Below are 23,728 nucleotides of genomic sequence, written 5' to 3' on the forward strand. Positions count from 1 at the left end.
TTCAGCCTCCGGTGACGGGCGGGAAGAACGCGACCTCGGCGCCCGGCGTCAGCTCGGCCGTCTCGGCACACATCGTCTGGTTGAGCGCCGCCCGCAGCGCCCGGCCGCGCGCCAGCGCGCTGGCGTGCGGTTCGCCGCGCGCGATGAGCTGGTCGCGCAACTGGCCGACCGTCAGCGGCGCCTCCAGCGCCAGGGTTTCACCTGCGCCGAGCGACTCACGCAGCGACGCGAAATACTTGATGTGGATCTGCATGGTCATTCCGCCTCAGCCCCGTTCAGCCCAGTTCACTCAGCGGCACAAAACGCACCGTCTCGCCGCGGGCGATCACCTGCCCCGCCGCGATGTCCACCAGCCCGTCGGCCCACACCGCCGAGGTCAGCACCCCGGAACTCTGGTTCGGAAACAGCTCGACGGCGCCCTCGGCGTTCACCCGGGCACGTACGAACTCGCGGCGGCGGTCGGGTTTCGGCCAGTCGAAGGCGGCACGCAGCGGGTAGCTGCGCAGCGCCCAGCTCTCGGCGTGCGCGCCCTGCAGCCGCAGCAGCACCGGCCGCACCGTCAGCAGGAAGGTCACGAAGCTCGACACCGGATTGCCCGGCAGCCCCATGAACCACGCCTCGCTGCCGTCCTCGCGCCGCACGGCGCCGAAGGCGAGCGGCTTGCCCGGCTTCATCGCGATCTGCCACAGGTCCAGCCGGCCTTCAGCCTGCACGGCGGGGCGCAGGTGGTCTTCCTCGCCCATCGAGACACCGCCCGAGGTGAGGATCAGGTCGTTGTCGGCGGCGGCCTCGCGCAGCGCGGCGCGCGTCGCATCCAGCCGGTCCGGCACGATGCCCAGGTCGCGCACCTCGCAGCCCATCGCCTGCACCAGCCCGCGCAGCGTGTAGCGGTTGGAGTTGTAGATCGCACCGGGGCGCATCTGCTCGGGCAGCACCTCGCCAGGCATCACCAGCTCGTCGCCGGTCGAGAACACGGCCACGCGCGGCCGGCGGGCGACCTTCAGCGTCGCGGCGCCGACCGAGGCGGCCAGCCCGAGCGCGGCCGGCGTCAGGCGCGTGCCCGCCGCGAGCACGACGGCGCCGCGCTGCACGTCCTCGCCACGGCGGCGGATCCATTGCCCGGCGGGCGGCACGAGGTTGACGCGCACGGCGCCCAGCCCATCGCCGGCCACGGCCTCGCACTGCTCCTGCATCACGACGACATCGGCGCCGGGCGGCACCTGTGCGCCGGTGAAGATGCGCACGGCAGTGCCGGGCTGCAAGGGCTGGCCGACCACACCGGCCGGGATGCGCTGGCGCACGGGCAGCACGGTGCCGACCGTCGGCACGTCGGCCGCGCGCATCGCGTAGCCGTCCATCGAGGTGTTGTCGGCCGGCGGCACGTCCAGCAGCGAACACACGTCCTCGGCCAGCACGCGGCCGAGCGCGTCGAAGGTGGAGACAGTTTCGGACTGCGCCGAACAACTCGCGGACACGGCGGCCAGCAGCGTCGCCAGCGCGTCGTCCAGGCTCTGCAGCACCGGGCGGCGCGGGGCCACGGCCGTGTCAGCGGACTTCAGGGGCTCGGTAGACATAACGTTCCGGATCGCTTCGCAGGAAATCGGCCACCGCCGCCGGATCGTCCAGATCCAGCAGCGGCAGCCCGGTGGAATGGGGCACGGTGTCCGTGCGGGGGCGGGCGACCGCGACGACAAACGGGTCGTCCGGATACGCCGCCGGGGCGCCGTGGGCCGTGCGCCAGACCTCGACCTTGGGCAGGTCGGCGTGCTTGAAACCCTCGACGATCACCCAATGCTCGACCCCGAACGCGCCCAGGTCGCTCAGCTCGGCGATGAGCTGGTGGACGGACAGATCGGCCTCGACCTCGAACTCGCGCATCAGCGCCAGCCGGTGGCCGTTGGCGACGAGCACCTCGAAGGCGCCGGCCTCGCGGTGGCGGAAGCTATCCTTGCCGGGGCGGTCGATGTCGAAGCGCTTGTGGGCGTGCTTGATGACGGAGACCCGGCAGCCCTGCGCCTTGAGGGCCCGGATCAGGCCCTCGCCGAGCGTGGTCTTGCCCGAGCCGGAGGCGCCGCAGAGTCCGACGACGTTCACAGCGGCACGTGGTCGCGGACGTACTGCTGGATCACGGCGGTGTCGGCCGGCATGACCTGGAAGCGCTTCGGGCGCGATTCCAGATCGGCCAGCGCGGCCGGGCGCGGCGCCTGCACGTCGGCGCCGAGCGCCTCGGCAATCGTGCCCTCGAACTTGGCGGGCAGGGCCGTCTCCAGCACGATCATCGGCACGCCCTCTTCCCGCAGCTCGCGCGCCACCTTCACGCCATCGGCGGTGTGGGTGTCGATCAGCACGCCTTGGCCTGCGTAGGTGGCGCGGATCGTGGCGAGGCGGTCGGCGTGGGTCGAGCGGCCGGACTGGAAGCCGTAGGCCGGGATGCGGGCGAACTCGTCGGCCGACAGCGTGAAGACGCCGTCCTTCGACACCGCGTCGCCGAACAGCGCCTTGGTGCGCGCGCCGTCGCGGCCGAGCAGGTCGAACACGAAGCGCTCGAAGTTCGACGCCTTGCTGATGTCCATCGACGGGCTGGACGTTTCCCAGGTCTCGCTGCTGCCGCGCACGCGGTAGGTGCCGGTGCGGAAGAACTCTTCGAGCACGTTGTTCTCGTTGGTCGCGACCACGAGGTGTTTGACCGGCAGGCCCATCATGCGGGCGACATGGCCGGCGCAGACGTTGCCGAAGTTGCCGGACGGGACCGTGAAGCTGACCTGCTCGTCGTTCGACTGGGTCGCCTGGAAGTAACCGGCGAAGTAGTAGACGACCTGCGCCAGCAGCCGCGCCCAGTTGATGGAGTTGACGGTGCCGATGCGGTAGGCGCGCTTGAAGTCGAGGTCGTTGGAGACCGCCTTGACGATGTCCTGGCAGTCGTCGAACACGCCTTCGACGGCGAGGTTGTGGATGTTCTCGTCCTGCAGGCTGAACATCTGCGCCTGCTGGAACGGGCTCATGCGGCCGTGCGGCGAGAGCATGAACACGCGCACGCCGGCCTTGCCGCGCATGGCGTATTCGGCGGCGCTGCCGGTGTCGCCGGAGGTGGCGCCGAGGATGTTGAGCTGCTCGCCGCGGCGCGCCAGTTCGTACTCGAACAGGTTGCCCAGGAGCTGCATCGCCATGTCCTTGAAGGCCAGCGTCGGCCCGTTGGACAGCGACTCCAGGCACAGGCCTGGCTCCAGCAGCTTGAGCGGAACAATCGCCTCGGTGCCGAAAACCTCCGCGGTGTAGGTCTTGTGGGTCAGGGCGCGCAGGTCGTCGGCCGGGATGTCGTCGATGTAGAGCGACAGGATCTCGAAGGCGAGTTCGGCGTAGGGCAAGTCGCGCCAGCGGGTGAGCGTGGCGGCGTCGATCCGGGGGTAGCTCACCGGCAGGTACAGGCCGCCATCGGGCGCAAGGCCTTCCAGCAGGATTTCGCAGAAACGGCGCTCGGTCTGGTCGCCTCGGGTGCTGATGTATTTCATGCTCGAATTGTCGCAGAGCAGGCGCCTGCGCTCCCAGCGCGCCCTGCGCCGCACCTTGACTTGCCGCGAGCCCGCCCCATCTGCATTCCATCCATGCCCACCACACACCACCCCGCGCTTTCTTCCTTTCCTGCTTCTTGGCAGACCGGTCTGGCCGATGCCCTGAACCAGGGCTGCCACTGCCTGACGCTGGACAAGGACGCCCTCGCGCAAGCCCTCGACCATGCGCTGGGCGAGCCCGGTCTCTCCGTGCTGCTGCGCGAGCGCTGTCCGACGGTGTTTTCAGCCCAGCCCGTGTTCGTGGCCCCGGCGCAGATGCAGCAGATGGCCGAGGTGATCCACGCCATCGAAACCGTCACCGCGCTGCCCGCCTGGCAGACCCGGGCGCTGGCGCAGGCCCCCGAGTCCGCCCGCGAAGGGCTGGTCGGTCTGCACGGGGTGTTTGCCGGCTACGACTTTCACCTGGACGGTGACCGGCTCTCGCTGATCGAGGTGAACACCAACGCCGGCGGCGCCATGCTCAACGCGGTGCTGGCACGGGCGCAGCGCGCCTGCTGCCCCGACATGGAACACATCGTGCCGACGCTCGACAGCGTCCGGGCGTTCGAACAGGCCATCGTCGCCATGTTCCACGAGGAATGGCGTCTGGCCGGGCGGACCACGCCGCTGCGCACCGTGGCCATCGTTGACACGCAGCCGGACCAGCAGTACCTCTACCCCGAGTTCCTGCTGTTCCAGCGCCTGTTCGCGCAGCACGGCCTGCGCGCGCACATCACCGACCCGCAGGCGCTGCGCATCGAGGGCGGCCAGCTCTGGCTTGGCGACGAGGTGATCGACCTGGTCTACAACCGCCTGACCGACTTCTATCTGGTGAACCCGGCGCACACGGCATTGCGCACGGCCTGGCAGCACGGCGCGGCGGTCATCACCCCGAACCCGCGCGCCCACGCCCTGCAGGCCGACAAGCGGCACCTGATCGCCTTCAGTGACCCGGCCACGCTCCAGACACTGGGCGTTGCGGCCGAGCTGCAAGCCACGCTGCTGGCCCATGTGCCCCGGACGCAGTGGGTCGATCCAGCACAGGCCGAAACGCTCTGGGCGCAGCGCCGCACGCTGTTCTTCAAGCCGATGGATGGCTACGGCAGCAAGGCCGCCTACCGGGGCGACAAGATCACCCGCCGCGCCTGGGAAGAGGTCATCGCCGGCCACCACGTCGCGCAGGCGCTGGCACCACCGGGAGAGCGCCAGCTCGCGCAAGACCCGGCCGTTCGGCCGATGAAGTTCGACCTGCGGGTCTACGCCTACGGACACCGGCTGCTCTGGGTGGCGGCGCGGCTGTACCAGGGACAGACCACGAACTTCCGCACCCCGGGCGGCGGGTTTGCGCCGGTCTACAGCGCCGTGGACCCGACCCGTCTGAGCCGGATCCCAGGCGCGTCGGCGCCTCAGCTCGGCGCTCTCACGCCAGCTCTTCCTTGCGCAGACTGACGATCGGCGCCAGCACCGTCTCCAGCGCCTGCATCTGCGCCAGCGCCGCGCGCATCACGCCTTCCTGCGTCTCGTGCGTCAGGATGATGACGTCGGTCTGGTGCTCGCCGTCGTTGGACTCGCGCTGCAGCACGGCGTCGATCGAGATGTCTGCACCGGCCAGGATCGAGGTGATCGCCGACAGCACGCCCTTCTGGTCCGCCACGCGCAGGCGCAGGTAGAACGCGGTACGCACGTCGCTGATCGGCAGGATCGGCGTGGTGTGCAGCTCGTCCGGCTGGAAGGCCAGGTGCGGCACGCGGTGGTCCGGGTCGGCGGTGTGCAGGCGGGTGATGTCCACCAGATCGGCGATCACGGCGGAGGCGGTCGGCTCGGAGCCGGCGCCCTTGCCGTAGTACAGCGTCGTGCCGACGGCGTCACCGTGGACCATCACCGCATTCATCGCACCTTCGACGTTGGCGATCAGGCGCTTGCTCGGCACCAGCGTGGGGTGTACGCGCAGCTCGATGCCCGCCTCGCGGCGCTTGGCGATGCCCAGCAGCTTGATGCGGTAGCCGAGCTGTTCGGCGTAGCGGATGTCCACAGCCGACAGCTTGGTGATGCCCTCGACGTGCGCCTTGTCGAACTGCACCGGCACGCCGAACGCGATCGCGCTCATCAGCGTGGCCTTGTGCGCGGCGTCCACGCCTTCGATGTCGAAGGTCGGGTCGGCTTCGGCGTAGCCCAGGCGCTGCGCCTCCTTCAGCACCACCTCGAAATCGAGGCCCTTGTCGCGCATCTCGGACAGGATGAAGTTGGTCGTGCCGTTGATGATGCCGGCGACCCACTGGATCTCGTTGGCGGTCAGGCCTTCGCGCAGCGCCTTGATGATCGGGATGCCGCCCGCCACCGCCGCCTCGAACGCGACCATCACGCCCTGTTCACGGGCCGCCGCAAAGATCTCGGTGCCATGCACGGCCAGCAGCGCCTTGTTGGCGGTGACGACGTGCTTGCCGGCAGCGATCGCTTCGAGCACCAGCGCGCGGGCGATGCCGTAGCCGCCGATCAGCTCGATGACGATGTCGATCTCGGGATTGGCGATCACTTGACGGCCATCGGCGACCACGGTCACGCCGTCGCCGACGATCTCGCGGGCGCGCGCGACGTTCAGGTCCGCCACCATCGTGATCTCGATGCCGCGGCCCGCGCGGCGGCGGATCTCTTCCTGGTTGCGCTTGAGCACGTTGAACGTGCCGCTGCCGACGGTACCGATGCCCAGCAGGCCGACTTGGATGGGTTTCATGGCAATCAATCTACGTAAATACGTCTCTACGGTCAAAAAAACGGACTGAAAACGCTCAGGTACCGTGGCGGCGACGGTAGCCGTCGAGGAAGCGGGCGATGCGGCCCACTGCGTCGGACAGGTCGTCCGAGTTGGGCAGGAAGACGAGCCGGAAATGGTCCGGCGTGGCCCAGTTGAAACCGGTACCCTGCACGATCAGCACCTTCTCCTCGGCCAGCAGCTCGTAGGCGAACTGCTGGTCGTCCTCGATCGGGTACATCTTCGGGTCGAGCTTGGGGAACATGTACAGCGCGGCCTTCGGCTTCACGCAGCTCACGCCCGGAATCTCGGTGAGCAGCTTGTGCGCCAGGTCACGCTGGCGGCACAGCCGGCCACCGGGCTGCACCAGATCCTTGATGCTCTGGTAGCCGCCGAGCGCGGTCTGGATGGCGAGCTGCCCCGGCGTGTTCGCACACAGCCGCATCGAGGCCAGCATGTTCAGTCCCTCGATGTAGTCGCGGGCGTGGCGCTTGTCGCCCGACACCACCATCCAGCCGGCGCGGTAGCCGCAGGCACGGTAGTTCTTGCTCAGGCCGTTGAAGGTCAGCGTCAGCACGTCGTCGGCCAGCGACGCGATGCTGGTGTGGACGTTGCCGTCGTAGAGCGTCTTGTCGTAGATCTCGTCGGCGAAGACGATGAGCTGGTGCTCGCGCGCCACCTGCACGATCTCGCGCAGCACCGCATCCGGGTAGAGCGCGCCGGTCGGGTTGTTCGGGTTGATGACGACGATGGCCTTGGTGCGCGGCGTGATCTTGGCGCGGATGTCGGCGATGTCAGGCATCCACTCGGACTGCTCGTCGCAGACGTAATGCACCGGCTTGCCGCCCGAGAGCGCGACCACCGCCGTGTAGAGCGGGTAGTCCGGCGACGGGATCAGCACCTCGTCGCCGTCGTCGAGCAGCGCGTTCATGCTCATCGAGATCAGCTCGGAGGCGCCGTTGCCCAGGTACACGTCGTCGACGGTGACGCCCTTGACGCCCTTCTCCTGCGTGTAGTGCACGACCGACTTGCGCGGCGCGAACAGACCCTTCGAATCCGTGTAGCCGGCCGAGTGCGGCATGTTGCGGATCATGTCCTGCACGATCTCGTCGGGCGGCTCCAGCCCGAACACCGCGAGGTTGCCGATGTTGAGCTTGATGATCTTGTGGCCCTCTTCCTCCATCTGGCGGGCCTTTTCCAGCACGGGCCCGCGGATGTCGTAGCACACGTTGGCGAGCTTGCTGGACTTGGCGACGGTCTTGAGCACGAGGGGGATCCTGTTCGAATGAGGGGGAGATGTGCGACAAAAGCTAGAATTTACCGCATCCCGGGCCCATCTCCGGGCCGCCCCCCACTTCCTGGCGCCTGCGCCGCACGCCGTGAAACTCCAGCCCGACCGCATCGAAGGCGTCAACGCCATCTTTTCCACGACGCCTGACGCCGTGTCCGTGAACAACCAGGTGGGGCTGCAGCAGTGGCGCAGCAGCGTCATCGTGCCCTTCAAGGGCGAGGTACTGGCCTGGGCCTGCACCCGGTTCGAAGACCTCAGGCGCGAGGATTTCGATGCGCTGATGGTCTACCAGCCGGAGCTGGTGATCTTCGGCAGCGGGAGCAAGATCCGCTTCGTGCATCCGTCGCTGATCCGCACGCTGATCGACGCCCGCATCGGGGTCGAGTGCATGGACACGCTGGCCGCGTGCCGCACCTACAACGTGCTGGCCAGCGAAAACCGCCGGGTGGTGGCTGCGCTGCTGATGGGCTGACCGGCACCGGCTCCCGCGCGATGGCTGAGCCCATCCTGACGGATGGCCGCAATGGGCCGACTGGACTTATAATAGTCGGCTTATCCCCGTCAGGGATCCTCAGACTCAAAGAAATTGCATGACGCCCGCTCTCAACAAACCTCTTCCGGAACTTGAAGCGAATGCAACCGGCGGCGTGAAATTCACCCCCCAGGCGTTCCTCGGCAAGACCGTGGTGCTGTATTTCTACCCGAAAGACAACACCCCCGGCTGCACCACCGAAGCCATGCAGTTTCGTGACCACCACAAGGACTTCGCGAGCGCAGGCGCCGTGGTGTTCGGTGTGTCCCGCGACAACATGGCCTCGCACGACAAGTTCAAGCAGAACCTGGAACTGCCCTTCGAGCTGATCGCCGACACCGAAGAAAAGCTCTGCCACATGTTCGGCGTGGTGAAGAACAAGATCATGTACGGCAAGAAGGTCAAGGGCATCGAGCGCTCGACGTTCCTGATCGACCCGGCCGGTGTGCTACGTGCCGAATGGCGTGGCATCAAGGTGGCCGGGCATGTGGAAGAAGTGCTGAAGACTGTCAAGGAACTGAAAAACCCCGCTTGAGCACGCTTGGCGGCACAGACGCGCTGTGCATAATGGGTTCATGCGCGTAAGACATGAACCGCATCCGCCGACCAACGAGAAGCCGTACAGCTTGCTGTGCGGCTTTTTCTTTTTCCAGTGACGCCATAGCTCATGCCTCTGCCCAAACCGCCCGCCAAGCGCGGCACCATCCTCGATCCTTCCGCCTTTGATGCCCAGGCGGCACCCAAGCCGGCAAAGCGAACACTGAAGTCCTCGGCCGACGAGCCTGCCGCACTGGAACTGCAGCCTCCACCGCCGCCAGCCGCAGCACCTCCGGTCGTCAAACCCACACCGGCACCGGTCGCAGCCAAGGTCTCTGCACCCGTCGTCGCCCAGCCAGCGCGTGCACCCGCGGCCCGCCCTGCGCCACCCAAGGCTGCACGAACCCGCTCGGCCCGCACCGGTCCGGCCAAACTGTTCGTGCTCGACACCAACGTGCTGATGCACGACCCGATGTCGCTGTTCCGCTTCGAGGAGCACGACGTCTATCTGCCGATGATCACGCTCGAAGAGCTGGACGGCCACAAGAAGGGCATGAGCGAGGTCTCGCGCAACGTCCGCCAGGTCAGCCGTGAACTCGACGCACTCGCCACCAGCCAGGGCGATTCGTCGAAGTTCGACCCCTCGGCTGGCATCCCGCTGGCCCGCACCGGCCACCGCGACGCCGGCGGCAAGCTCTTCTTCCAGACCACCTTCGTCGATTTCAAGCTGCCCGATGGCCTGCCGCAAGGCAAGGCGGACAACCAGATCCTCGGTGTCGTGCAGGCCCTGCGTGGCCAGCAACCCGAACGCGAGATCGTGCTGGTGTCCAAGGACATCAACATGCGCATCAAGGCGCGTGCGCTGGGTCTGCCGGCCGAGGACTACTTCAACGACAAGACGCTGGAAGACGGTGACCTGCTCTACACCGGCGTCATGGCCTTGCCGGCGGACTTCTGGGAGCGCCATGGCAAGACCATGGAGAGCTGGCAGCAAGGCGGCTCGACCTTCTACCGCATCAGCGGTCCGCTGGTCCCCTCGCTGATGATCAACCAGTTCGTCTACCTGGAGAGCCCGGGCAACGCGCCGCTGTACGCCCGCGTCACCGAGATCACCGGCAAGTCGGCGGTACTGAAGACGCTCAAGGACTACACGCACGCCAAGCAGTCCGTCTGGGGCGTCGTGGCCCGCAACCGCGAGCAGAACTTCGCGCTCAACCTGCTGATGGACCCGGACTGCGACTTCATCACGCTGACCGGCACGGCCGGCACCGGCAAGACGCTGATGACGCTGGCAGCGGCCTTGAGCCAGGTGCTCGACGAGCGGCGCTACACCGAGATCATCGTCACCCGCGTGACCGTGCCGGTGGGCGAGGACATCGGTTTCCTGCCCGGCAACGAGGAGGAGAAGATGAGCCCGTGGATGGGCGCACTCGACGACAACCTCGAAGTGCTGGCACGGGGCGAAACGGGTGCGGGCGAATGGGGCCGCGCCGCGACCAATGACCTCGTGCGCAGCAAGATCAAGATCAAGAGCCTGAACTTCATGCGCGGGCGCACCTTCCTGAACAAGATCGTCATCATCGACGAGGCGCAGAACCTGACGCCCAAGCAGATGAAGACGTTGATCACGCGGGCCGGGCCGGGCACCAAGATCATCTGCCTGGGCAACCTGGCGCAGATCGACACGCCCTACCTCACCGAAGGCAGCTCAGGCCTGACCTTCGCCGTGGACCGCTTCAAGGGCTGGCCACATGCCGGACACATCACGCTGGCACGCGGCGAACGCTCGCGGCTGGCGGACTTCGCCTCCGAAGTCCTCTGAGGACGGCTCCCGCCGCATGAGCAGAAAGCGCCTTCGGGCGCTTTTTTCCGTTCTGGCACAGGCCACGCGGTTGACCGATCTCAATTCGTCTCTATCATCGCCCGAAAAAATTTCATTTTCAGCGGAGTTCCCACCCAAGCATGCACGGCAGCGACCATTCAGCCCCGTTCGACATCGCCCGACAGGCCCTGGTCCAAGGCCAGACCTCGCAGGCCCAGGCCGTCGCGACCGACATCCTGGAACGGGCAAAAGCCAATGGCGATCTGCTGACACAGGCGCAGGCACTCCATCTGCTCGGGCAGGTCGCCCATGCAAACGCCGAGCTGCAGGGTGCGCTGTCGCTGGCCCGAGAGGCGGCGCAGCTCTTCCATGTCCTGAACACTCCACGGGATGAGTCAGCGGCCCTGTCGCTGATCGCCCACCTGGCCACCCTCCTCGGCCTGACGGAAGAAGCTGTCGAGAGCGGCACCCTCGGCGTTCAACTGGCCGATACCTTGCCGCCCGGCCCGCACACGGTCGACGCCTACAACTACCTCGGCGTGGCCAGCACCTGGGTCGACGCGGACCACGCGGATGCGGTCCTGTGCAAGGCCATCGCGCTGGCCGAACAGCTGCTGTCACCCGCAGCGGCCGTGCGCCCGATGGCGAACCGGCTGATCAACGAGCTGTATCGGCTGGAGCTTTGCCTGCAGCGTGGCCAGCCCGCCAAGGTCCGCCCGGCAATGCAGCAGCAACTTCAGCGCTACGAGGCGCTCGCCGAGACCATCGCGCGCACGCCGCGCACACCCGCACCGTTCAGTCCAGCCATGTTGCAGGCCACCTTGCAGGCCTCGCGCGCCGGCCTGCTGGCCTTCGAAGGACAGGGCGCATCGGCCCAGGAAGCCGCTCGGCAGATACCGTTCGATTCGGTTCCGGTCTGGATGCGCGGGTTCATGTACCTGATCCAGGCCCGCTGCCAGCTGGCAGCGGGCCACTGGGACGCCGCGCTGGCCACCACGGCCCGGACCCTGGCCATCACCGAGGCCCAAGGCCAGCGCAACTTCGTCCTGCTCTCCCGTTACCAGCGCATGGAAGCGTTCAGGGCCCTGGGCGATGCAGGCCGGCTGATGGCGGAATTCCATGTCTTTCGCACCCACCAGCTCCGCCAGCACACCGAGATCCTGGTCAGCCGCGAACGTTTCGCCGCACTGCGCATGGCCTGGCGCGAGCAGACCCGCACCCTGGAGGCCATGCACAGCAGCTCCCGTGCACTCGAACGCCTGACACTCGAAGACCACCTCACCGGCTTGGCCAACCGCCGCCACCTGGAACACCGGCTCGGCGAACTGCTGCACGCCCTGGACGGGCGAGAAGCCGAGGCTCCGTGGTGCCTGGTGATGCTCGACATCGACGGATTCAAGCAGATCAACGACCGGTTCTCGCATGTGCTCGGGGACGAGGTGCTGCGGCAGGTGGCAGCGCTGCTGCGGGGCGTCATCCGCCAGCAGGATCTGGCTGTGCGGCTGGCCGGAGACGAATTCGTGCTGGTGCTGCACGACACCGGCGAATCCTCGGGCAGACAGGTTGTCACCCGCCTGCACGAAGCGATTGCACAGTTTCCCTGGCACACCGTCCAGGAGGGTCTGTCGGTGCAGGCAAGCATCGGTCTGGCGCAGGCCCGGCGCGGTGACTCCGTCGAGAGCCTGTTGCTGCGCAGCGACCTGCGCATGTACGACGACAAGACCAGCAAGCTGGTCAGCCGCCACGGGGGCGACGTCGACGCGGCACAGCTGGCCGGGTGAAAGACCCCTCAGTCGCCCCAGACCAGCAGCACGTCGCGACCCTGCACCACCAGCTCGATCTTCACACCCACCGGCAGCGTCACCTTGGTCGGCACATGGCCAAACGGCAGCCCGGTCAGCACCGGCGTGTCGCACACCGAGCGCAGGTGCGCCACCATCGCCTTGAGGTGGTAGCCACGGTCCAGCGGCGACTTCTTCCACTGGCTGAAATCGCCCAGCACGATCGCCTTCTGCGCGGCGAGCACGCCCGCCTGGTGCAGCTGCAGCAGCATGCGCTCGACGCGGTAGGGGTGTTCGTTGACGTCCTCGACGAACAGCACACCGCCCTTCACCTTCGGCCAGTGCGGCGTGCCCAGCAGCGAGCACAGCACCGTCAGGTTGCCGCCCCAGAGCGTGCCCTTCACGTCGAGCCCGTCAAAGCCGGCCTCGGTACGGAACCCGACCGCCTCCAGCTCTCCCGACATCGCCTCGCGGAAACAATCGGGGGTCACCTCGTCAAGCCCGCCATCGGCCTCGGCACGGCCGAAGTCGTCGCAGGCGAGCGGACCGGCCCAGCTCGCCGTCTTCGTGTGGGCGAGCAGACCCATCTGCAGTGCGGTCTGGTCGCTGTAGCCGACCCAGCGGGTGCCGCGGGCAGTGGCGTCGGCCAGCAAGCCCCAGTCGATGCGGTCGAGCAGCCGGGTCAGGCCGTAACCGCCGCGCGAGGCCATCGCGACCGACGGCGCCGCCTGCGCGACGCGGTGCAGCGCAGCCAGCCGCAGGTCGTCGTTGCCGGCGAAGCGCTGGAATTTCGCGGTGGCGCTCTCGTCGACCTGCACATCGAAACCGAGTGCGCCCAGGCGCTTGGCGGCCAGCTTGATCGCCGCGGCCTTGGCGACGACACCGGACGGGCTGTAGATCGTCAGGGACGGGTTCACAGCAAGGGTGTCGGCGTCGGGTTCACGCTCAGGATGGCTCATGGGGGGTATCCGGGTGCAGGTGGGGATGCAGGTCGTGTGCGTCCGGTTCCAGCTCGCTCGCTTCGCCGGCGGGAATCTGGGTCGACACATAGGCGGCGTCGGATGGTAGCGCAGCGTCCGCGTCCGCCGCCGGCGCCGACACCATCTGGCGGGCCTGCAGTCTCTGCGCCTTCTGCTCGGCCCTGCGCCGGGCGAAAAACGCACGCAGCAGGTCACCGCACGGGTCGGCCAGCACGCCACCCTGCAGCGCCGTGTGGTGGTTGAGCTGCGGCTGGGCGAACAGGTCCACCACGGAGCCGGCTGCGCCCGTCTTGGGGTCATAGGCGCCGAACACCACTCGCTTGAAGCGCGCGTGCAGCAGTGCCATCGCGCACATCGCACACGGCTCCAGCGTCACGAACAGCTCGCACTCAGGCAGGCGGTAGTTCTCCAGCAGTGTCGCGGCGTGGCGCAGCGCGACCAGCTCGGCGTGGGCGGTCGGGTCGTGCGTGGTGATGGGGCGGTTGTAGCCAGTGGCGATGACCTGGCCATCGCGCAGGATCACCGCGCCCACCGGCACCTCGCCGACCAGCGCCGCGTTCAGCGCCTGGTCGAGCGCCAGGCGCATGGCGTGTTCGTCGGCGGGAGCGGCAGCAGCGGCAGCAGCGGCAGCAGGAGCGTTCAGGGGTTCAGGCATGGGCGGGCATCATAGCCACGCGGTTGCGCCCCTGGTGCTTGGCCGCATAGAGCGCCCGGTCTGCGGCGGCGATGATCGCCTGGGCCGAGTCGCCATGCAGCGGATGGCTGGCCACGCCGATCGACCAGGTCATGGCCAGCTGCAGGTCACCGGCCGGGATCGGCTGCTGGCCCAGCTCGGCGCAGCAATGCCGGGCACGCTCCTCGGCCTGCGCATGCGGCATGCCGGGCAGCAGCACCAGGAACTCCTCGCCACCGTAGCGGCACACGGTGTCGCCCGTGCGCACCTGGGCGACCAGCCGGGCCGCGACCGCCCGCAGCACCTCGTCGCCGGTCTGGTGGCCCCAGGTGTCGTTGACCTGCTTGAAATGGTCCAGGTCCAGCAGCAGCAGGCTCAGCGGCTGGCCCTGCTGCACCGACTGCGCCAGCGCGCGGTCCATGGTCTCCACGAGGTAGCGGCGGTTGAACAGCCCGGTCAGCGGGTCGCGGTGGGCCTGGTCCTCCAGCTGGGCGTGCAGGCGCTGGTTCTGTTCGAGCTGCTGCTGCAGCGCCTGTTCGCTGGTCCGCAGCTGCTGGCGCGCCAGCTGCAGGCGGACCGAACGGTCATGCGCACTCAGCGCCACCAGCGCCACGAACACATGCAGCACCAGCACGGACAGCCCTGTGGCCAGCGCGCTCGCCTGCGGCATCCAGGTCGGATCCTGCAGGAGCAACCCCAGCAGCACACCGGCCCCCGTGGCGAGCACCGCCTCACCCAGGCCACGCACGCCACGGAAGGCCGTCAGGTTGAAACTCGCGCCGATCGGCAGCAGCAGCGTCAGCGCCAGCGGGAATCCCAGCATGGCGGTCCACAGACCAAAACCCACGCTGTCGATCAGCATGTTGATGAACTCGGCCTGGATCGGCTGGTGGGATCGGCGGGCCCACAGGTACTGCAGCTGCGGCCCGATCAGGAACTGCAGCACCAGCCCGGCCCAGGCCAGTCCCAGGCCGCCGAGCGACCGCTCCAGCAGGTGGGCGCCCAGCGCCAAGAACAGCAGCAGGAAGCAGACCGAGCGGTTGCGGTGGTTCATCCGCACGACCCAGTGCACAGTCGACTTCGGTACTGCGGTCATTGAAGGAACCAGGAGTGACAAAACCAGCAGTCTACCGTTCCACCGGACACAGGCCCCACGGCTATCCTCCTGTCCATGCCACGTGTGCCCAAGCCCATTGACCCCCTGGTCCAGGAACAGGATCTGCTGTTCTCCGAACTGGACCCTCCGCCGCGCGAACCTGCCGTGCAGCCGCAGGACGCTGACGAGGCGCTGCACACGCTGGCCCGGCAACTGTCGCCGCGCATCCACCTCGGCACCTCGTCCTAGAGTTTCCCCGGCTGGCGCGGGCTGGTCTGGGCCGGCGCACACAGCGAGACCGCCCTGGCCCGGGACGGCTTGCCAGCCTATGCCCGGCACCCGCTGCTGCGCACCGTCAGCCTCGACCGCAGCTTCTACCGCCCGCTGACCGCCGCGCAGTACGCGGCCTATGCCGCGCAGGTGCCCGAGGATTTCCGCTTCATCGTCAAGGCCCCGGCGCTGGTCACCGACGCCGTACAGCGTGGCCCGGACGGGCGCGGCCTGCAGGCCAACCCGGCGTTTCTCGACCCGCACACAGCCCTCGACACCTTCGTGCAGCCGGCGCTGGAAGGGCTCGGCCACAAGATCGGCGCGCTGGTCTTCGAGATTCCACCGCTGCCGGGCGGACTGCGGCGCGACATGCCAGCGCTGTTCGACCGGCTGGGGCGGATGCTCGCCGCCCTGCCCGCGCTGGCACCCACTGCACCGGAGGGCGTGATCGCCGTCGAGGTGCGCGATCCGGACTGGCTGGTGCCGGCGTTCCGGGACGTGCTGCGCGACCACAGCGCGCGCTACTGCCTCGGTCTGCACCCGCGCCTGCCGCCAATCGACGCGCAGCTGCCGCTGCTACGGGCGATGTGGCCGGGGCCGCTGGTCTGCCGCTGGAGCCTGAACCGGTTGCATGGCGCGCAGGGCTACGAATCGGCCAAGGCCGGCTATGCGCCCTTCGATCGGCTGGTCGATCCCGATCCGGTCACCCGCGAGGCCCTGGCGCGCGTCATCCGCGGCACCGCGGCGGCCGGACACCCGGTCTACGTGAGCATCAACAACAAGGCCGAGGGCTGCGCGCCGCGGTCGGTGATCGCGCTGGCACAGGCGGTTGAGGCACCATGCACGCCATGAACGACGACCTACCTGAACTGCCCCCCACCCCGCCGGGCCGCTACCGCCACTACAAGGGCGGCGAATACGACGTCCTCGGTGCCGCCCGCGACAGCGAGACGCTGGCGCCGCTGGTGGTCTACCGGCCGCGCTACAACGCCAGCGGCCTGTGGGTGCGCCCGCATGCGATGTTTTTCGGGGAGGTGGAGGTTGACGGGCGGCGCGTGCGGCGCTTCGAGCCGGTCAGCGGCAGCGACTGAAACCGCCCCAGCCGACGGTCACAGGCTCATTCCCACTCGATCGTCGCCGGCGGCTTGCTCGACACGTCGTAGGTCACGCGGTTGATGCCACGCACCTCGTTGATGATGCGGCTCGACACCTTCTTGAGCAGGCTGTAGGGCAGCTCCGCCCAGTCCGCCGTCATGAAGTCGCTGGTCTGCACCGCGCGCAGCGCCACGACGTAGTCGTAGGTGCGGCCGTCGCCCATCACGCCGACGCTCTTGACCGGCAGGAACACCGTGAACGCCTGGCTGGTCAGGTCGTACCAGCTCTTGCCCGTGGCCGGGTCGATGGTGGCGCGCAGCTCTTCGATGAAGATGTGGTCGGCGCGCTGCAGCAGGCTGGCGAAATCCGCCCGCACCTCGCCCAGGATCCGCACACCCAGGCCCGGACCCGGGAACGGATGCCGGTACACCATCTCATGCGGCAGGCCGAGCGCCACGCCCAGCTCGCGCACCTCGTCCTTGAACAGCTCGCGCAGCGGCTCCAGCAGCTTCAGGCCGAGCTTCTCGGGCAGGCCACCGACGTTGTGGTGGCTCTTGATCGTGGCCTTCTTGCTGGTGGTGCCGCCCGACTCCACCACGTCCGGGTAGATCGTGCCCTGGGCCAGGAAGGTCGCCCCCTTGTGACCCTGCCCCGACGCCTTCAGCTTGGCGGCCTCAGCCTTGAAGACTTCGACGAACTCGCGGCCGATGATCTTGCGCTTCTGCTCGGGATCGGTGACGCCCTTCAGGTGGCCCATGAACTGCTCGGCGGCCTGGACGTGGACGACCTTAGCGTGCAGCCGGCCGGCGAACATCTCCATCACCATCGCGCCCTCGTTCAGGCGCAGCAGACCGTGGTCGACGAACACGCAGGTGAGCTGGTCGCCGATGGCGCGGTGGATCAGCGCGGCCGCCACCGACGAATCGACGCCGCCGGACAGGCCGAGGATCACCTCTTCGTCGCCGACCTGCTCGCGGATCTTCGCGACGGCTTCGGCGATGTAGTCGCCCATGATCCAGTCGCCCCGGCAGCCGGCGATCTCGCGCACGAAGCGGGTCAGCAGCGCCGCGCCCTGCAGCGTGTGCGTGACCTCGGGGTGGAACTGGACGGCGTAGTAGCCCTTGTCCTCGTTGGCCATGCCGGCGATCGGGCAGCTCGGTGTGGAGGCCATCAGCTTGAAGCCGGGCGGGAGCTGCGTGACCTTGTCGCCGTGGCTCATCCAGACCTTGAGCATGCCGTGGCCTTCGGGCGTGGCGAAGTCCTGGATGTCCTGCAGCAGCTTCGTGTGGCCACGGGCGCGGACTTCGGCGTAGCCGAACTCGCGGTGGTCGCTCCAGCTCACCTCGCCGCCGAGCTGCACGGCCATGGTCTGCATGCCGTAGCAGATGCCCAGCACCGGCACGCCCGCATCCCACACCGCCTGCGGCGCACGCAACTGGTGGTCTTCGTAGGTGCTGGCGTGACTGCCGCTGAGGATGATGCCCTTGGGCGCGAACGACCGGATGAAGTCGTCGGACACATCGTTCGGGTGGATCTCGCAGTACACGTGCGCCTCGCGCACACGGCGGGCGATGAGCTGGGTGACTTGCGAGCCGAAGTCGAGGATGAGGATCTTGTCGTGTTGCATGTCGAACTCAGGCGACCACGTGCGCCGGGTGCGGCGGCGTGGCGGGATGGCGGCGGAAATGGCGCAGGGCGAGCACGGTGGCCGTGATCTGCAGCGCCGAACAGAGGAAGAACGGCGCGCCGATGCGCCAGTCGCCCTGGGGCAGGTGCGACACGAAGCCCAGCAACGCTGCGCCGATCACGGGCGCGAACACGGCGGTCAGGCTGTTGAGCGAGCCGAGCGCGCCCATCGTGCGGCCCTGGGCGTCGTCATCGGCCGCGTTGGAGACCAGCGTCTGCATGGCGGCCTGCACCATGAAGCCGAACACGTTCAGGCCGATGATGGCGTACATCATCCAGCCCTCGGTGGCCGCGCCCCACAGGGCGTAGGTGCAGGCCGACGAGATCAGGCCGACGACGGCGATGCGCTGCGGCGTCGTGCGCTTCAGGGCCACGCGGATCAGGCCGCCCTGCACCAGCACCGACATGACCCCCACGGCGAACAGCGACCAGCCGTTTTCCTTGGGGCCCCAGCCGAACTTGAACGTGGTGTAGAGCACCCAGGTCGTGTGCAGGATCAGCTGCGCCAGACTGGACAAGGCCATCACGACCACCAACGGCCCGATGCCGCGCAACTCGCTCAGGCGGCGCAGCGAGGCCACCGGGTTGACCTTGGTCCAGTCGATCGCCGGGCTGCGGCGCTCCACCGGCAACGACTCGGGCAGCACGAACGCGCCGTAGACCGCGTTCAGCACCGCCAGCCCGCCCGCCACATAGAACGGCAGACTCAGGTCGATCGACCCCAGCAGCCCGCCCATCACGGGTCCGAGGATGAAGCCCATGCCGAACATCGCGCCCAGCATGCCGAAGCGCTTGCCACGCTGCTCGGGCGTGCTGATGTCGGCGACGTAGGCTTGGGCGATCGACGCATTGGCCTGCAAGGCCCCGCTGACCAGCCGCACCGCCACCAGCATCCACAGCGCCGTGGCCAGCCCCGTGACGAAGAAGCTCAGCGCCAGCCCGGTGAAGCCGAGCAGCAGCACGGGCCGCCGACCATGGCGATCCGACAGCGCTCCCAGCACGGGCGAACCGAAGAAGCTGGCCACACCGAAGGCGAACGTGACCACGCCATACCAGAACGCCTGGTCCGCCTGCGAGCCGGTGAACTTGCCCACCAGCGGCGCCAGCACCGGGATGATCAGGCCGATGGCGACCATGTCGATCAGCACGGTGACCATGATGAACGGCATGGCCGCCGTGCGGCCCTTCGGCTTCTCGTCGCGATCGTCGCTCAAGCGCGTCACTCCATGCGGTAGTTGGGCGCTTCCTTCGTGATCTGCACGTCGTGGACGTGGCTCTCACGGATGCCGGCCGCTGTGATCTCGACGAACTCGGCGCGGTCGTGCATGTCGGCGATCGATGCGCAGCCGCAGTAGCCCATCGAGGCGCGGATGCCGCCGGCCATCTGGAAGACGATCGACAGCATCGAGCCCTTGTACGGCACCCGGCCTTCGATGCCTTCGGGCACCAGCTTGTCCGCATTCGGGTTGCTGGTCTCGTCGTTTTCCTGGAAATAGCGGTCGGCGGAGCCGGCCTTCATCGCGCCGATCGAGCCCATGCCGCGGTAGCTCTTGTAGCTGCGGCCCTGGTACAGCACGATCTCGCCCGGCGCCTCTTCGGTGCCGGCGAACATGCCGCCCATCATCACGCTGGAGGCGCCTGCGGCGAGGGCCTTGGCGATGTCGCCCGAGTAGCGGATGCCACCGTCGGCGATCAGCGGCACGCCCGTGCCCTGCAGCGCGGTGGCGACGTTGTCGATGGCGGTGATCTGCGGCACGCCGACCCCGGCGACGATGCGGGTGGTGCAGATCGAACCCGGGCCGATGCCGACCTTGACGCCGTCGGCACCGGCCTCGACCAGCGCCAGTGCGGCCGCGCCGGTGGCGATGTTGCCGCCGATGACGTCGACGTGCGGGTAGTGGCGCTTGACCCAGCGCACACGCTCGATCACCCCATGGCTGTGGCCGTGGGCGGTGTCGACGATGAGTGCGTCGACACCGGCGTTGACCAGCAGCTCGATGCGCTCTTCCGTGCCATCGCCGACACCGACCGCCGCACCGACCCGCAGCTTGCCGTGGCTGTCACGGGCGGCATTGGGGAAGCTGGTCTGCTTGGTGATGTCCTTGACGGTGAACAGGCCGCGCAGTTCGGACGCATCGTTCAGGACCAGCACGCGCTCCAGCTTGTGCTGGTGCATCAGCGCCTTGGCTTCGGCGAGCGAAGCCCCTTCCTTGACCGTGACCAGCCGCTCGCGCGGGGTCATGATCTCGCGCACCGGGGCGTCCAGGCGGGTCTCGAAGCGCAGGTCGCGTCCGGTGACGATGCCGACCACGCGGCCGTTCTCGACCACGGGGAAGCCGGAGATGCCGTGGGCGCGCGACAGCTCGACCACATCGCGCACGCGGGCCGCCGGCGCGATGGTGATCGGATCCTTCAGCAGACCCGATTCATAGCGCTTGACGCGGGCCACTTCGGCGGCCTGCTGCTTGGGGCTGAGGTTCTTGTGGACGATGCCGATGCCGCCCTCCTGGGCGATCGCGATCGCCAGGCGGGCCTCGGTGACGGTGTCCATCGCGGCGGACACCAGCGGCAGGTTCAGGGTGATGTTGCGCGACAGCTTGGTCGCCAGGGAGGTGTCGCGGGGCAACACCTGGGAGTACGCGGGGACCAGCAACACGTCGTCGAAGGTCAGTGCTTTGCCAAGCAGGCGCATGAGTCGGGCTCCAGACGCAAAAGGAGATTATACGGACCCGTTACAGGCGCGCCGGCCGGCCCTGTTGCAGACACACTTCAGGCGCCGGTCCCCCGCAGCCCGCCGCTACACTGGCGCCCATGTTGTCGACCCCCAAGCCCCGACCTGCGCGCCAGGTGCTGCTGGCGCTGCTGGCCGTCCTGGCTGCAGCACTGGCCCAGCCCTGCGCGGCGCAATGGAAATGGCGCGATGCCCAAGGCCGCGTGCAGTACAGCGACCGCCCGCCACCCAACGACGTGCGCGACCGGGACATCCTGATGCGGCCTGCGCCCCCGCGCAGCAGCGCCCCGCCCGCATCGGCCCCAGCGCCGTCCGTTCAGGCGCCCGTGCCCACCAGCGACGCCGCCCTCGAAGCCCGAAAACGCCAGGCCGAGTCGGCCCAGGACCAAGGCAAGCGCGACGAGGAAGCCCGCCTCGCGCGTCAGAAGGTCGAGAACTGCGCCCGCGCCAAGGAATACGCCCGCACCGTCGAGAGCGGCCAGCGCATCGCGCGCACCAACGAGAAAGGCGAGCGCGAATTCCTCGACGACGCCCAGCGCGCCCGGGAGTCGGCGCGCGCCCGCGAGATCATCGCGAGCGACTGCCGCTGACCCGCCGCCGACCCCGCTCGCCCTGCGCCCGGTAGCGCAGACGGCGTGCCTCCTTCGGATCGACGATCAGCGGCCGGCACAGCTCCAGCCGGTCCCCATCCCGCAGCACGGCGGACGGCGGCACCGCCCGCCCCCAGACCGCCACGGTCACCCGCGCCAGATCGAAGCCCGGATGCCGGGCCGGCAGGCCCGCCGCGATCACCGCCTGCGCAGCCGTTGTCCCGGCCGGCAGCACGAAGCACTGCAGATCGACCTGCCGCGGCGCGGGACTGTAGGCGACCTCGACCCGGACCGTGTCGGACGCGGACTCAGCGCTTGCCATGGACCTGCTCGGCTCGGGCGACAAACGCATCGACGAAGGTGTTCGCGATGCGGTCGAACACGGGGCTGACGACCAGCTCCAGCGGCCGGCTGGAGAAGGCATAGGACAGCTCGAACTCGACCTTGCACGCCTTGCCGTCAGGCCCCAGCGGCAGGAAGCGCCAGACGCCTTCGAGCTGCGAGAACGGCCCGTCCACCAGCCCCATGCCGACGGACTGGCCATCGACATGGGTGTTGCGGGTCGTGAAGGCGTGGCGCACACCGGCGTACGCGAGGTGCAGGCGTGCCGTCATGGCCCCCGGCTCCTGCGACAGCACTTCGGCCCGCTGGCACCACGGCAGGAACTGTGGATAGGCGGGCACATCGACCACGAGATCGAACATCTCGCGGGGCGAGTACCAAAGGAGGACGGATTTTTTGACGTGCTTCATACAATGCATGGATTGTATTGAGGCCGCACATGTCCACAGCCCGCACTGCCAGCACTCTCCAGACCACCGGCACCATCGCCGAGAACCGCAAGGCCCATTTCAACTACCACATCGAGGAGCGCCATGAGGCGGGCGTCGTGCTGGAAGGCTGGGAGATCAAGTCCATCCGCGAAGGCCAGGTCCAGCTCACCGACGGCCACGCGGTCATCAAGAACGGTGAGCTGTTCCTGATCGGCTGCCGCATCAACGCGCTGCGCAGCGCCTCGACCCACGTGCGCCCCGAGGCCGACCGCACCAAGAAGCTGCTGATGCACAAGGCCGAGATCAAGCGCCTAATCGGCAAGGTCGAGCAGAAGGGCTACACGCTGGTGCCGCTGAACCTGCACTTCAAGGGCGGTCGCGTGAAGGCCGAGATCGCGCTGGCCAAGGGCAAGGCCGAACACGACAAGCGCGACACCGAGAAGAAGCGCGACTGGGAGCGGGAAAAAGGCCGCCTGATGCGCCACAAGGTGTCGAGCCCGCGCAAGGAGGACTGAATGCGGCTCGTCGCCGACAACGCCGGCCGGGCCGACCAGCGGATCGATGTGCTGGACGGCTGGCGCGGCGTCGCGGTGCTGACGCTGCTCGCGGGCCACTTCGTCCCGCACCTGGGGCTGGACGCACCCGCCTGGTCGGCCAACTTCGGTCGGGTCGGTGTGGAGCTGTTCTTCGCGCTGTCCGGCTGCCTGATGGGCACGCTGCTGTTCGGCCGTGGCATGGCGCTGCGGAGCTTCGCCATGCGGCGCTTCGCCCGCATCGTGCCGTCGATGTGGCTTTTCCTGCTTGTGGCCTGCGGGGTCACCTGGTGGCAGGCGGATCCCTTGCCCTTCGGTGCTGTGGGTCTCGGGCTGGCGGGGGGGCTCAACTTCTGGCCGGTGCTCAGCGGCACCGCGCCGCCCGAACGCCTGGGGCATCTCTGGTCGGTCTGCGTCGAGCTGCAGGGCTATGCCGTGCTCGGCGGGCTGGCGGCGGTGTCACGGCGCTGGCGGCTCGATCCGGCTGCGCTGATCGGTGCGGTGGTGCTGCTGGCCTGGACCGCGCTCGGGCTGCAGGCAGCACTCGGCCTGCCGCTGCCCTACTACACCACCTTCTGGCGGCCGGACGGGCGGCTGAGCGCCATGTTGCTGGGTGCGCTGTTCGTGGTGGCCCATGACCACGGACGCCTGCCGCTCGGCCGCCTGCCTGGGTGGCCCTGGGCGCTCGGCGCGGGGCTGCTGCTGCAGGTGAATCTGGTGCCGGACCTGGCCAAGTACACCCTGGGCGCAGCGCTGATCGCGTTGGGCTGCGCCGGCTTGTCGCGGGCCGCAGGGCCGGGCGCGCGCTGGCTGGGCCATCCGGTGCTGGTCGCCTTCGGCACGGTGTCGTACAGCCTCTACCTGTGGCAGCAGTTGTTCTACGCGGACAGGCATGCGCTGCGCTGGCCTGTGGCGCTGACACTGGCGGTGCTGGCCGGCTTCGCGGCGCACCACCTCTGGGACCGCTGGCTCCACCAGTGGACGCAGACCCGACTGGCCCCCCAGCCGCGACGGCCACGCGCCGTCTGACCGTCTGACGCC

25 protein-coding genes are annotated in these 23,728 nt (G+C 68.4%); 11 read left to right on the plus strand and 14 right to left on the minus strand.

What is annotated here, in order from left to right:
* Position 1: 1 nt before the first annotated feature.
* Genes U5O44_RS04930 through thrC form a run of 4 tightly spaced genes read right to left on the minus strand, consistent with a single transcriptional unit; the run spans position 2 to position 3,509 of the window.
* The gene (locus U5O44_RS04930) at positions 2 to 253 is read right to left on the minus strand and encodes a MoaD/ThiS family protein (RefSeq protein WP_322587351.1); all 252 of its coding nucleotides are present in this window, start codon (positions 251 to 253) and stop codon (positions 2 to 4) included.
* Between the two features lie 22 nt (positions 254 to 275).
* Complete coding sequence (locus tag U5O44_RS04935) at positions 276 to 1,574, minus strand: molybdopterin molybdotransferase MoeA (protein ID WP_322587352.1); 1,299 nt, start codon at positions 1,572 to 1,574, stop codon at positions 276 to 278.
* Positions 1,546 to 2,094, minus strand: a complete 549-nt coding sequence (gene mobB, locus U5O44_RS04940; RefSeq protein ID WP_322587353.1) for a molybdopterin-guanine dinucleotide biosynthesis protein B — start codon at positions 2,092 to 2,094, stop codon at positions 1,546 to 1,548. Before mobB ends, U5O44_RS04935 begins: the two co-directional genes overlap by 29 nt.
* The gene (gene thrC, locus U5O44_RS04945) at positions 2,091 to 3,509 is read right to left on the minus strand and encodes a threonine synthase (protein WP_322587354.1); all 1,419 of its coding nucleotides are present in this window, start codon (positions 3,507 to 3,509) and stop codon (positions 2,091 to 2,093) included. Before thrC ends, mobB begins: the two co-directional genes overlap by 4 nt.
* 93 nt (positions 3,510 to 3,602) lie before the next feature.
* On the opposite strand from thrC, the gene U5O44_RS04950 reads away from it, so the two are divergent.
* Positions 3,603 to 4,997, plus strand: a complete 1,395-nt coding sequence (locus U5O44_RS04950; protein WP_322587355.1) for a hypothetical protein — start codon at positions 3,603 to 3,605, stop codon at positions 4,995 to 4,997.
* Here the strand turns inward: U5O44_RS04950 and U5O44_RS04955 are convergent.
* Both U5O44_RS04955 and U5O44_RS04960 read right to left on the minus strand, forming a co-directional pair.
* Positions 4,969 to 6,279, minus strand: coding sequence for a homoserine dehydrogenase (locus U5O44_RS04955; RefSeq protein WP_322587356.1), 1,311 nt, complete (start codon positions 6,277 to 6,279; stop codon positions 4,969 to 4,971). The genes U5O44_RS04950 and U5O44_RS04955 overlap by 29 nt on opposite strands.
* Positions 6,280 to 6,334: 55 nt before the next feature.
* Positions 6,335 to 7,564, minus strand: a complete 1,230-nt coding sequence (locus tag U5O44_RS04960) for a pyridoxal phosphate-dependent aminotransferase (protein WP_322587357.1) — start codon at positions 7,562 to 7,564, stop codon at positions 6,335 to 6,337.
* A 112-nt stretch (positions 7,565 to 7,676) separates the two neighbouring features.
* On the opposite strand from U5O44_RS04960, the gene U5O44_RS04965 reads away from it, so the two are divergent.
* From U5O44_RS04965 to U5O44_RS04980, 4 genes are all read left to right on the plus strand, one after another.
* Positions 7,677 to 8,060, plus strand: a complete 384-nt coding sequence (locus tag U5O44_RS04965; protein ID WP_322587358.1) for an Mth938-like domain-containing protein — start codon at positions 7,677 to 7,679, stop codon at positions 8,058 to 8,060.
* A 118-nt stretch (positions 8,061 to 8,178) separates the two neighbouring features.
* On the plus strand, positions 8,179 to 8,655 hold the full coding sequence (locus tag U5O44_RS04970) for a peroxiredoxin (protein WP_322587359.1): 477 nt from the start codon (positions 8,179 to 8,181) through the stop codon (positions 8,653 to 8,655).
* Between the two features lie 132 nt (positions 8,656 to 8,787).
* Entirely contained in the window at positions 8,788 to 10,479 is a 1,692-nt protein-coding gene (locus U5O44_RS04975) for a PhoH family protein (RefSeq protein WP_322587360.1), read from the plus strand.
* 140 nt (positions 10,480 to 10,619) lie between these two features.
* On the plus strand, positions 10,620 to 12,260 hold the full coding sequence (locus U5O44_RS04980) for a GGDEF domain-containing protein (protein ID WP_322587361.1): 1,641 nt from the start codon (positions 10,620 to 10,622) through the stop codon (positions 12,258 to 12,260).
* 8 nt (positions 12,261 to 12,268) lie between these two features.
* Here U5O44_RS04980 and U5O44_RS04985 read toward each other — a convergent pair whose 3' ends face one another.
* Genes U5O44_RS04985 through U5O44_RS04995 form a run of 3 tightly spaced genes read right to left on the minus strand, consistent with a single transcriptional unit; the run spans position 12,269 to position 14,967 of the window.
* Complete coding sequence (locus tag U5O44_RS04985; RefSeq protein WP_322587362.1) at positions 12,269 to 13,219, minus strand: LD-carboxypeptidase; 951 nt, start codon at positions 13,217 to 13,219, stop codon at positions 12,269 to 12,271.
* Positions 13,206 to 13,895, minus strand: coding sequence for a tRNA adenosine(34) deaminase TadA (tadA, locus tag U5O44_RS04990; protein WP_322587363.1), 690 nt, complete (start codon positions 13,893 to 13,895; stop codon positions 13,206 to 13,208). Before tadA ends, U5O44_RS04985 begins: the two co-directional genes overlap by 14 nt.
* Complete coding sequence (locus tag U5O44_RS04995; RefSeq protein ID WP_322587364.1) at positions 13,888 to 14,967, minus strand: sensor domain-containing diguanylate cyclase; 1,080 nt, start codon at positions 14,965 to 14,967, stop codon at positions 13,888 to 13,890. Before U5O44_RS04995 ends, tadA begins: the two co-directional genes overlap by 8 nt.
* A gap of 117 nt (positions 14,968 to 15,084) precedes the next feature.
* Between U5O44_RS04995 and U5O44_RS05000 the strand changes: the two genes are divergently transcribed.
* From U5O44_RS05000 to U5O44_RS05010, 3 genes are all read left to right on the plus strand, one after another.
* Entirely contained in the window at positions 15,085 to 15,258 is a 174-nt protein-coding gene (locus tag U5O44_RS05000; protein ID WP_322587365.1) for a hypothetical protein, read from the plus strand.
* 69 nt (positions 15,259 to 15,327) lie between these two features.
* A complete protein-coding gene (locus tag U5O44_RS05005; RefSeq protein WP_416222128.1) occupies positions 15,328 to 16,131 on the plus strand; it encodes a DUF72 domain-containing protein in 804 nt (267 codons plus the stop codon).
* Positions 16,128 to 16,370, plus strand: a complete 243-nt coding sequence (locus U5O44_RS05010; RefSeq protein WP_322587366.1) for a DUF1653 domain-containing protein — start codon at positions 16,128 to 16,130, stop codon at positions 16,368 to 16,370. Before U5O44_RS05005 ends, U5O44_RS05010 begins: the two co-directional genes overlap by 4 nt.
* A 26-nt stretch (positions 16,371 to 16,396) precedes the next feature.
* On the opposite strand, the gene guaA is transcribed toward U5O44_RS05010, so the two are convergent.
* The 3 genes from guaA to guaB are packed head-to-tail and all read right to left on the minus strand — an operon-like array spanning position 16,397 to position 20,752.
* Entirely contained in the window at positions 16,397 to 18,001 is a 1,605-nt protein-coding gene (guaA, locus tag U5O44_RS05015; RefSeq protein ID WP_322587367.1) for a glutamine-hydrolyzing GMP synthase, read from the minus strand.
* Positions 18,002 to 18,008: 7 nt separating this feature from the next.
* A complete protein-coding gene (locus tag U5O44_RS05020; RefSeq protein ID WP_416222129.1) occupies positions 18,009 to 19,283 on the minus strand; it encodes a TCR/Tet family MFS transporter in 1,275 nt (424 codons plus the stop codon).
* On the minus strand, positions 19,280 to 20,752 hold the full coding sequence (gene guaB / locus U5O44_RS05025; RefSeq protein WP_322587369.1) for an IMP dehydrogenase: 1,473 nt from the start codon (positions 20,750 to 20,752) through the stop codon (positions 19,280 to 19,282). Before guaB ends, U5O44_RS05020 begins: the two co-directional genes overlap by 4 nt.
* A gap of 119 nt (positions 20,753 to 20,871) precedes the next feature.
* On the opposite strand from guaB, the gene U5O44_RS05030 reads away from it, so the two are divergent.
* Positions 20,872 to 21,381 carry a DUF4124 domain-containing protein gene (locus U5O44_RS05030; protein ID WP_322587370.1) on the plus strand — a complete coding sequence of 170 codons (510 nt, stop codon included), beginning with the start codon at positions 20,872 to 20,874 and terminating at the stop codon, positions 21,379 to 21,381.
* On the opposite strand, the gene U5O44_RS05035 is transcribed toward U5O44_RS05030, so the two are convergent.
* A complete protein-coding gene (locus U5O44_RS05035; protein WP_322587371.1) occupies positions 21,359 to 21,703 on the minus strand; it encodes an RnfH family protein in 345 nt (114 codons plus the stop codon). The genes U5O44_RS05030 and U5O44_RS05035 overlap by 23 nt on opposite strands.
* Positions 21,690 to 22,133 (minus strand): type II toxin-antitoxin system RatA family toxin, encoded by a 444-nt coding sequence (locus U5O44_RS05040; protein WP_322587372.1) that lies wholly within the window; start codon positions 22,131 to 22,133, stop codon positions 21,690 to 21,692. Before U5O44_RS05040 ends, U5O44_RS05035 begins: the two co-directional genes overlap by 14 nt.
* 29 nt (positions 22,134 to 22,162) lie before the next feature.
* On the opposite strand from U5O44_RS05040, the gene smpB reads away from it, so the two are divergent.
* Positions 22,163 to 22,669 (plus strand): SsrA-binding protein SmpB, encoded by a 507-nt coding sequence (gene smpB, locus U5O44_RS05045; protein ID WP_322587373.1) that lies wholly within the window; start codon positions 22,163 to 22,165, stop codon positions 22,667 to 22,669.
* Complete coding sequence (locus U5O44_RS05050) at positions 22,670 to 23,716, plus strand: acyltransferase family protein (RefSeq protein WP_322587374.1); 1,047 nt, start codon at positions 22,670 to 22,672, stop codon at positions 23,714 to 23,716.
* Positions 23,717 to 23,728 lie beyond the last annotated feature (12 nt).

The sequence above is a fragment of the Sphaerotilus sp. genome, assembly GCF_034519685.1.
GTDB lineage: Bacteria > Pseudomonadota > Gammaproteobacteria > Burkholderiales > Burkholderiaceae_C > Sphaerotilus.

Excerpts from the sequence above, each read along its gene's own strand:
- U5O44_RS04930 (WP_322587351.1), bottom strand. The coding sequence starts at position 253 with ATGCAGATCCACATCAAGTATTTCGCGTCGCTGCGTGAGTCGCTCGGC.
- U5O44_RS04935 (WP_322587352.1), bottom strand. The coding sequence starts at position 1,574 with ATGTCTACCGAGCCCCTGAAGTCCGCTGACACGGCCGTGGCCCCGCGC.
- thrC (WP_322587354.1), bottom strand. The coding sequence starts at position 3,509 with ATGAAATACATCAGCACCCGAGGCGACCAGACCGAGCGCCGTTTCTGC.
- U5O44_RS04950 (WP_322587355.1), top strand. The coding sequence starts at position 3,603 with ATGCCCACCACACACCACCCCGCGCTTTCTTCCTTTCCTGCTTCTTGG.
- U5O44_RS04955 (WP_322587356.1), bottom strand. The coding sequence starts at position 6,279 with ATGAAACCCATCCAAGTCGGCCTGCTGGGCATCGGTACCGTCGGCAGC.
- U5O44_RS04970 (WP_322587359.1), top strand. The coding sequence starts at position 8,179 with ATGACGCCCGCTCTCAACAAACCTCTTCCGGAACTTGAAGCGAATGCA.
- U5O44_RS04975 (WP_322587360.1), top strand. The coding sequence starts at position 8,788 with ATGCCTCTGCCCAAACCGCCCGCCAAGCGCGGCACCATCCTCGATCCT.
- U5O44_RS04980 (WP_322587361.1), top strand. The coding sequence starts at position 10,620 with ATGCACGGCAGCGACCATTCAGCCCCGTTCGACATCGCCCGACAGGCC.
- U5O44_RS04985 (WP_322587362.1), bottom strand. The coding sequence starts at position 13,219 with ATGAGCCATCCTGAGCGTGAACCCGACGCCGACACCCTTGCTGTGAAC.
- tadA (WP_322587363.1), bottom strand. The coding sequence starts at position 13,895 with ATGCCTGAACCCCTGAACGCTCCTGCTGCCGCTGCTGCCGCTGCTGCC.
- U5O44_RS04995 (WP_322587364.1), bottom strand. The coding sequence starts at position 14,967 with ATGAACCACCGCAACCGCTCGGTCTGCTTCCTGCTGCTGTTCTTGGCG.
- U5O44_RS05000 (WP_322587365.1), top strand. The coding sequence starts at position 15,085 with ATGCCACGTGTGCCCAAGCCCATTGACCCCCTGGTCCAGGAACAGGAT.
- U5O44_RS05010 (WP_322587366.1), top strand. The coding sequence starts at position 16,128 with ATGAACGACGACCTACCTGAACTGCCCCCCACCCCGCCGGGCCGCTAC.
- guaA (WP_322587367.1), bottom strand. The coding sequence starts at position 18,001 with ATGCAACACGACAAGATCCTCATCCTCGACTTCGGCTCGCAAGTCACC.
- guaB (WP_322587369.1), bottom strand. The coding sequence starts at position 20,752 with ATGCGCCTGCTTGGCAAAGCACTGACCTTCGACGACGTGTTGCTGGTC.
- U5O44_RS05030 (WP_322587370.1), top strand. The coding sequence starts at position 20,872 with ATGTTGTCGACCCCCAAGCCCCGACCTGCGCGCCAGGTGCTGCTGGCG.
- U5O44_RS05035 (WP_322587371.1), bottom strand. The coding sequence starts at position 21,703 with ATGGCAAGCGCTGAGTCCGCGTCCGACACGGTCCGGGTCGAGGTCGCC.
- U5O44_RS05040 (WP_322587372.1), bottom strand. The coding sequence starts at position 22,133 with ATGAAGCACGTCAAAAAATCCGTCCTCCTTTGGTACTCGCCCCGCGAG.
- smpB (WP_322587373.1), top strand. The coding sequence starts at position 22,163 with ATGTCCACAGCCCGCACTGCCAGCACTCTCCAGACCACCGGCACCATC.
- U5O44_RS05050 (WP_322587374.1), top strand. The coding sequence starts at position 22,670 with ATGCGGCTCGTCGCCGACAACGCCGGCCGGGCCGACCAGCGGATCGAT.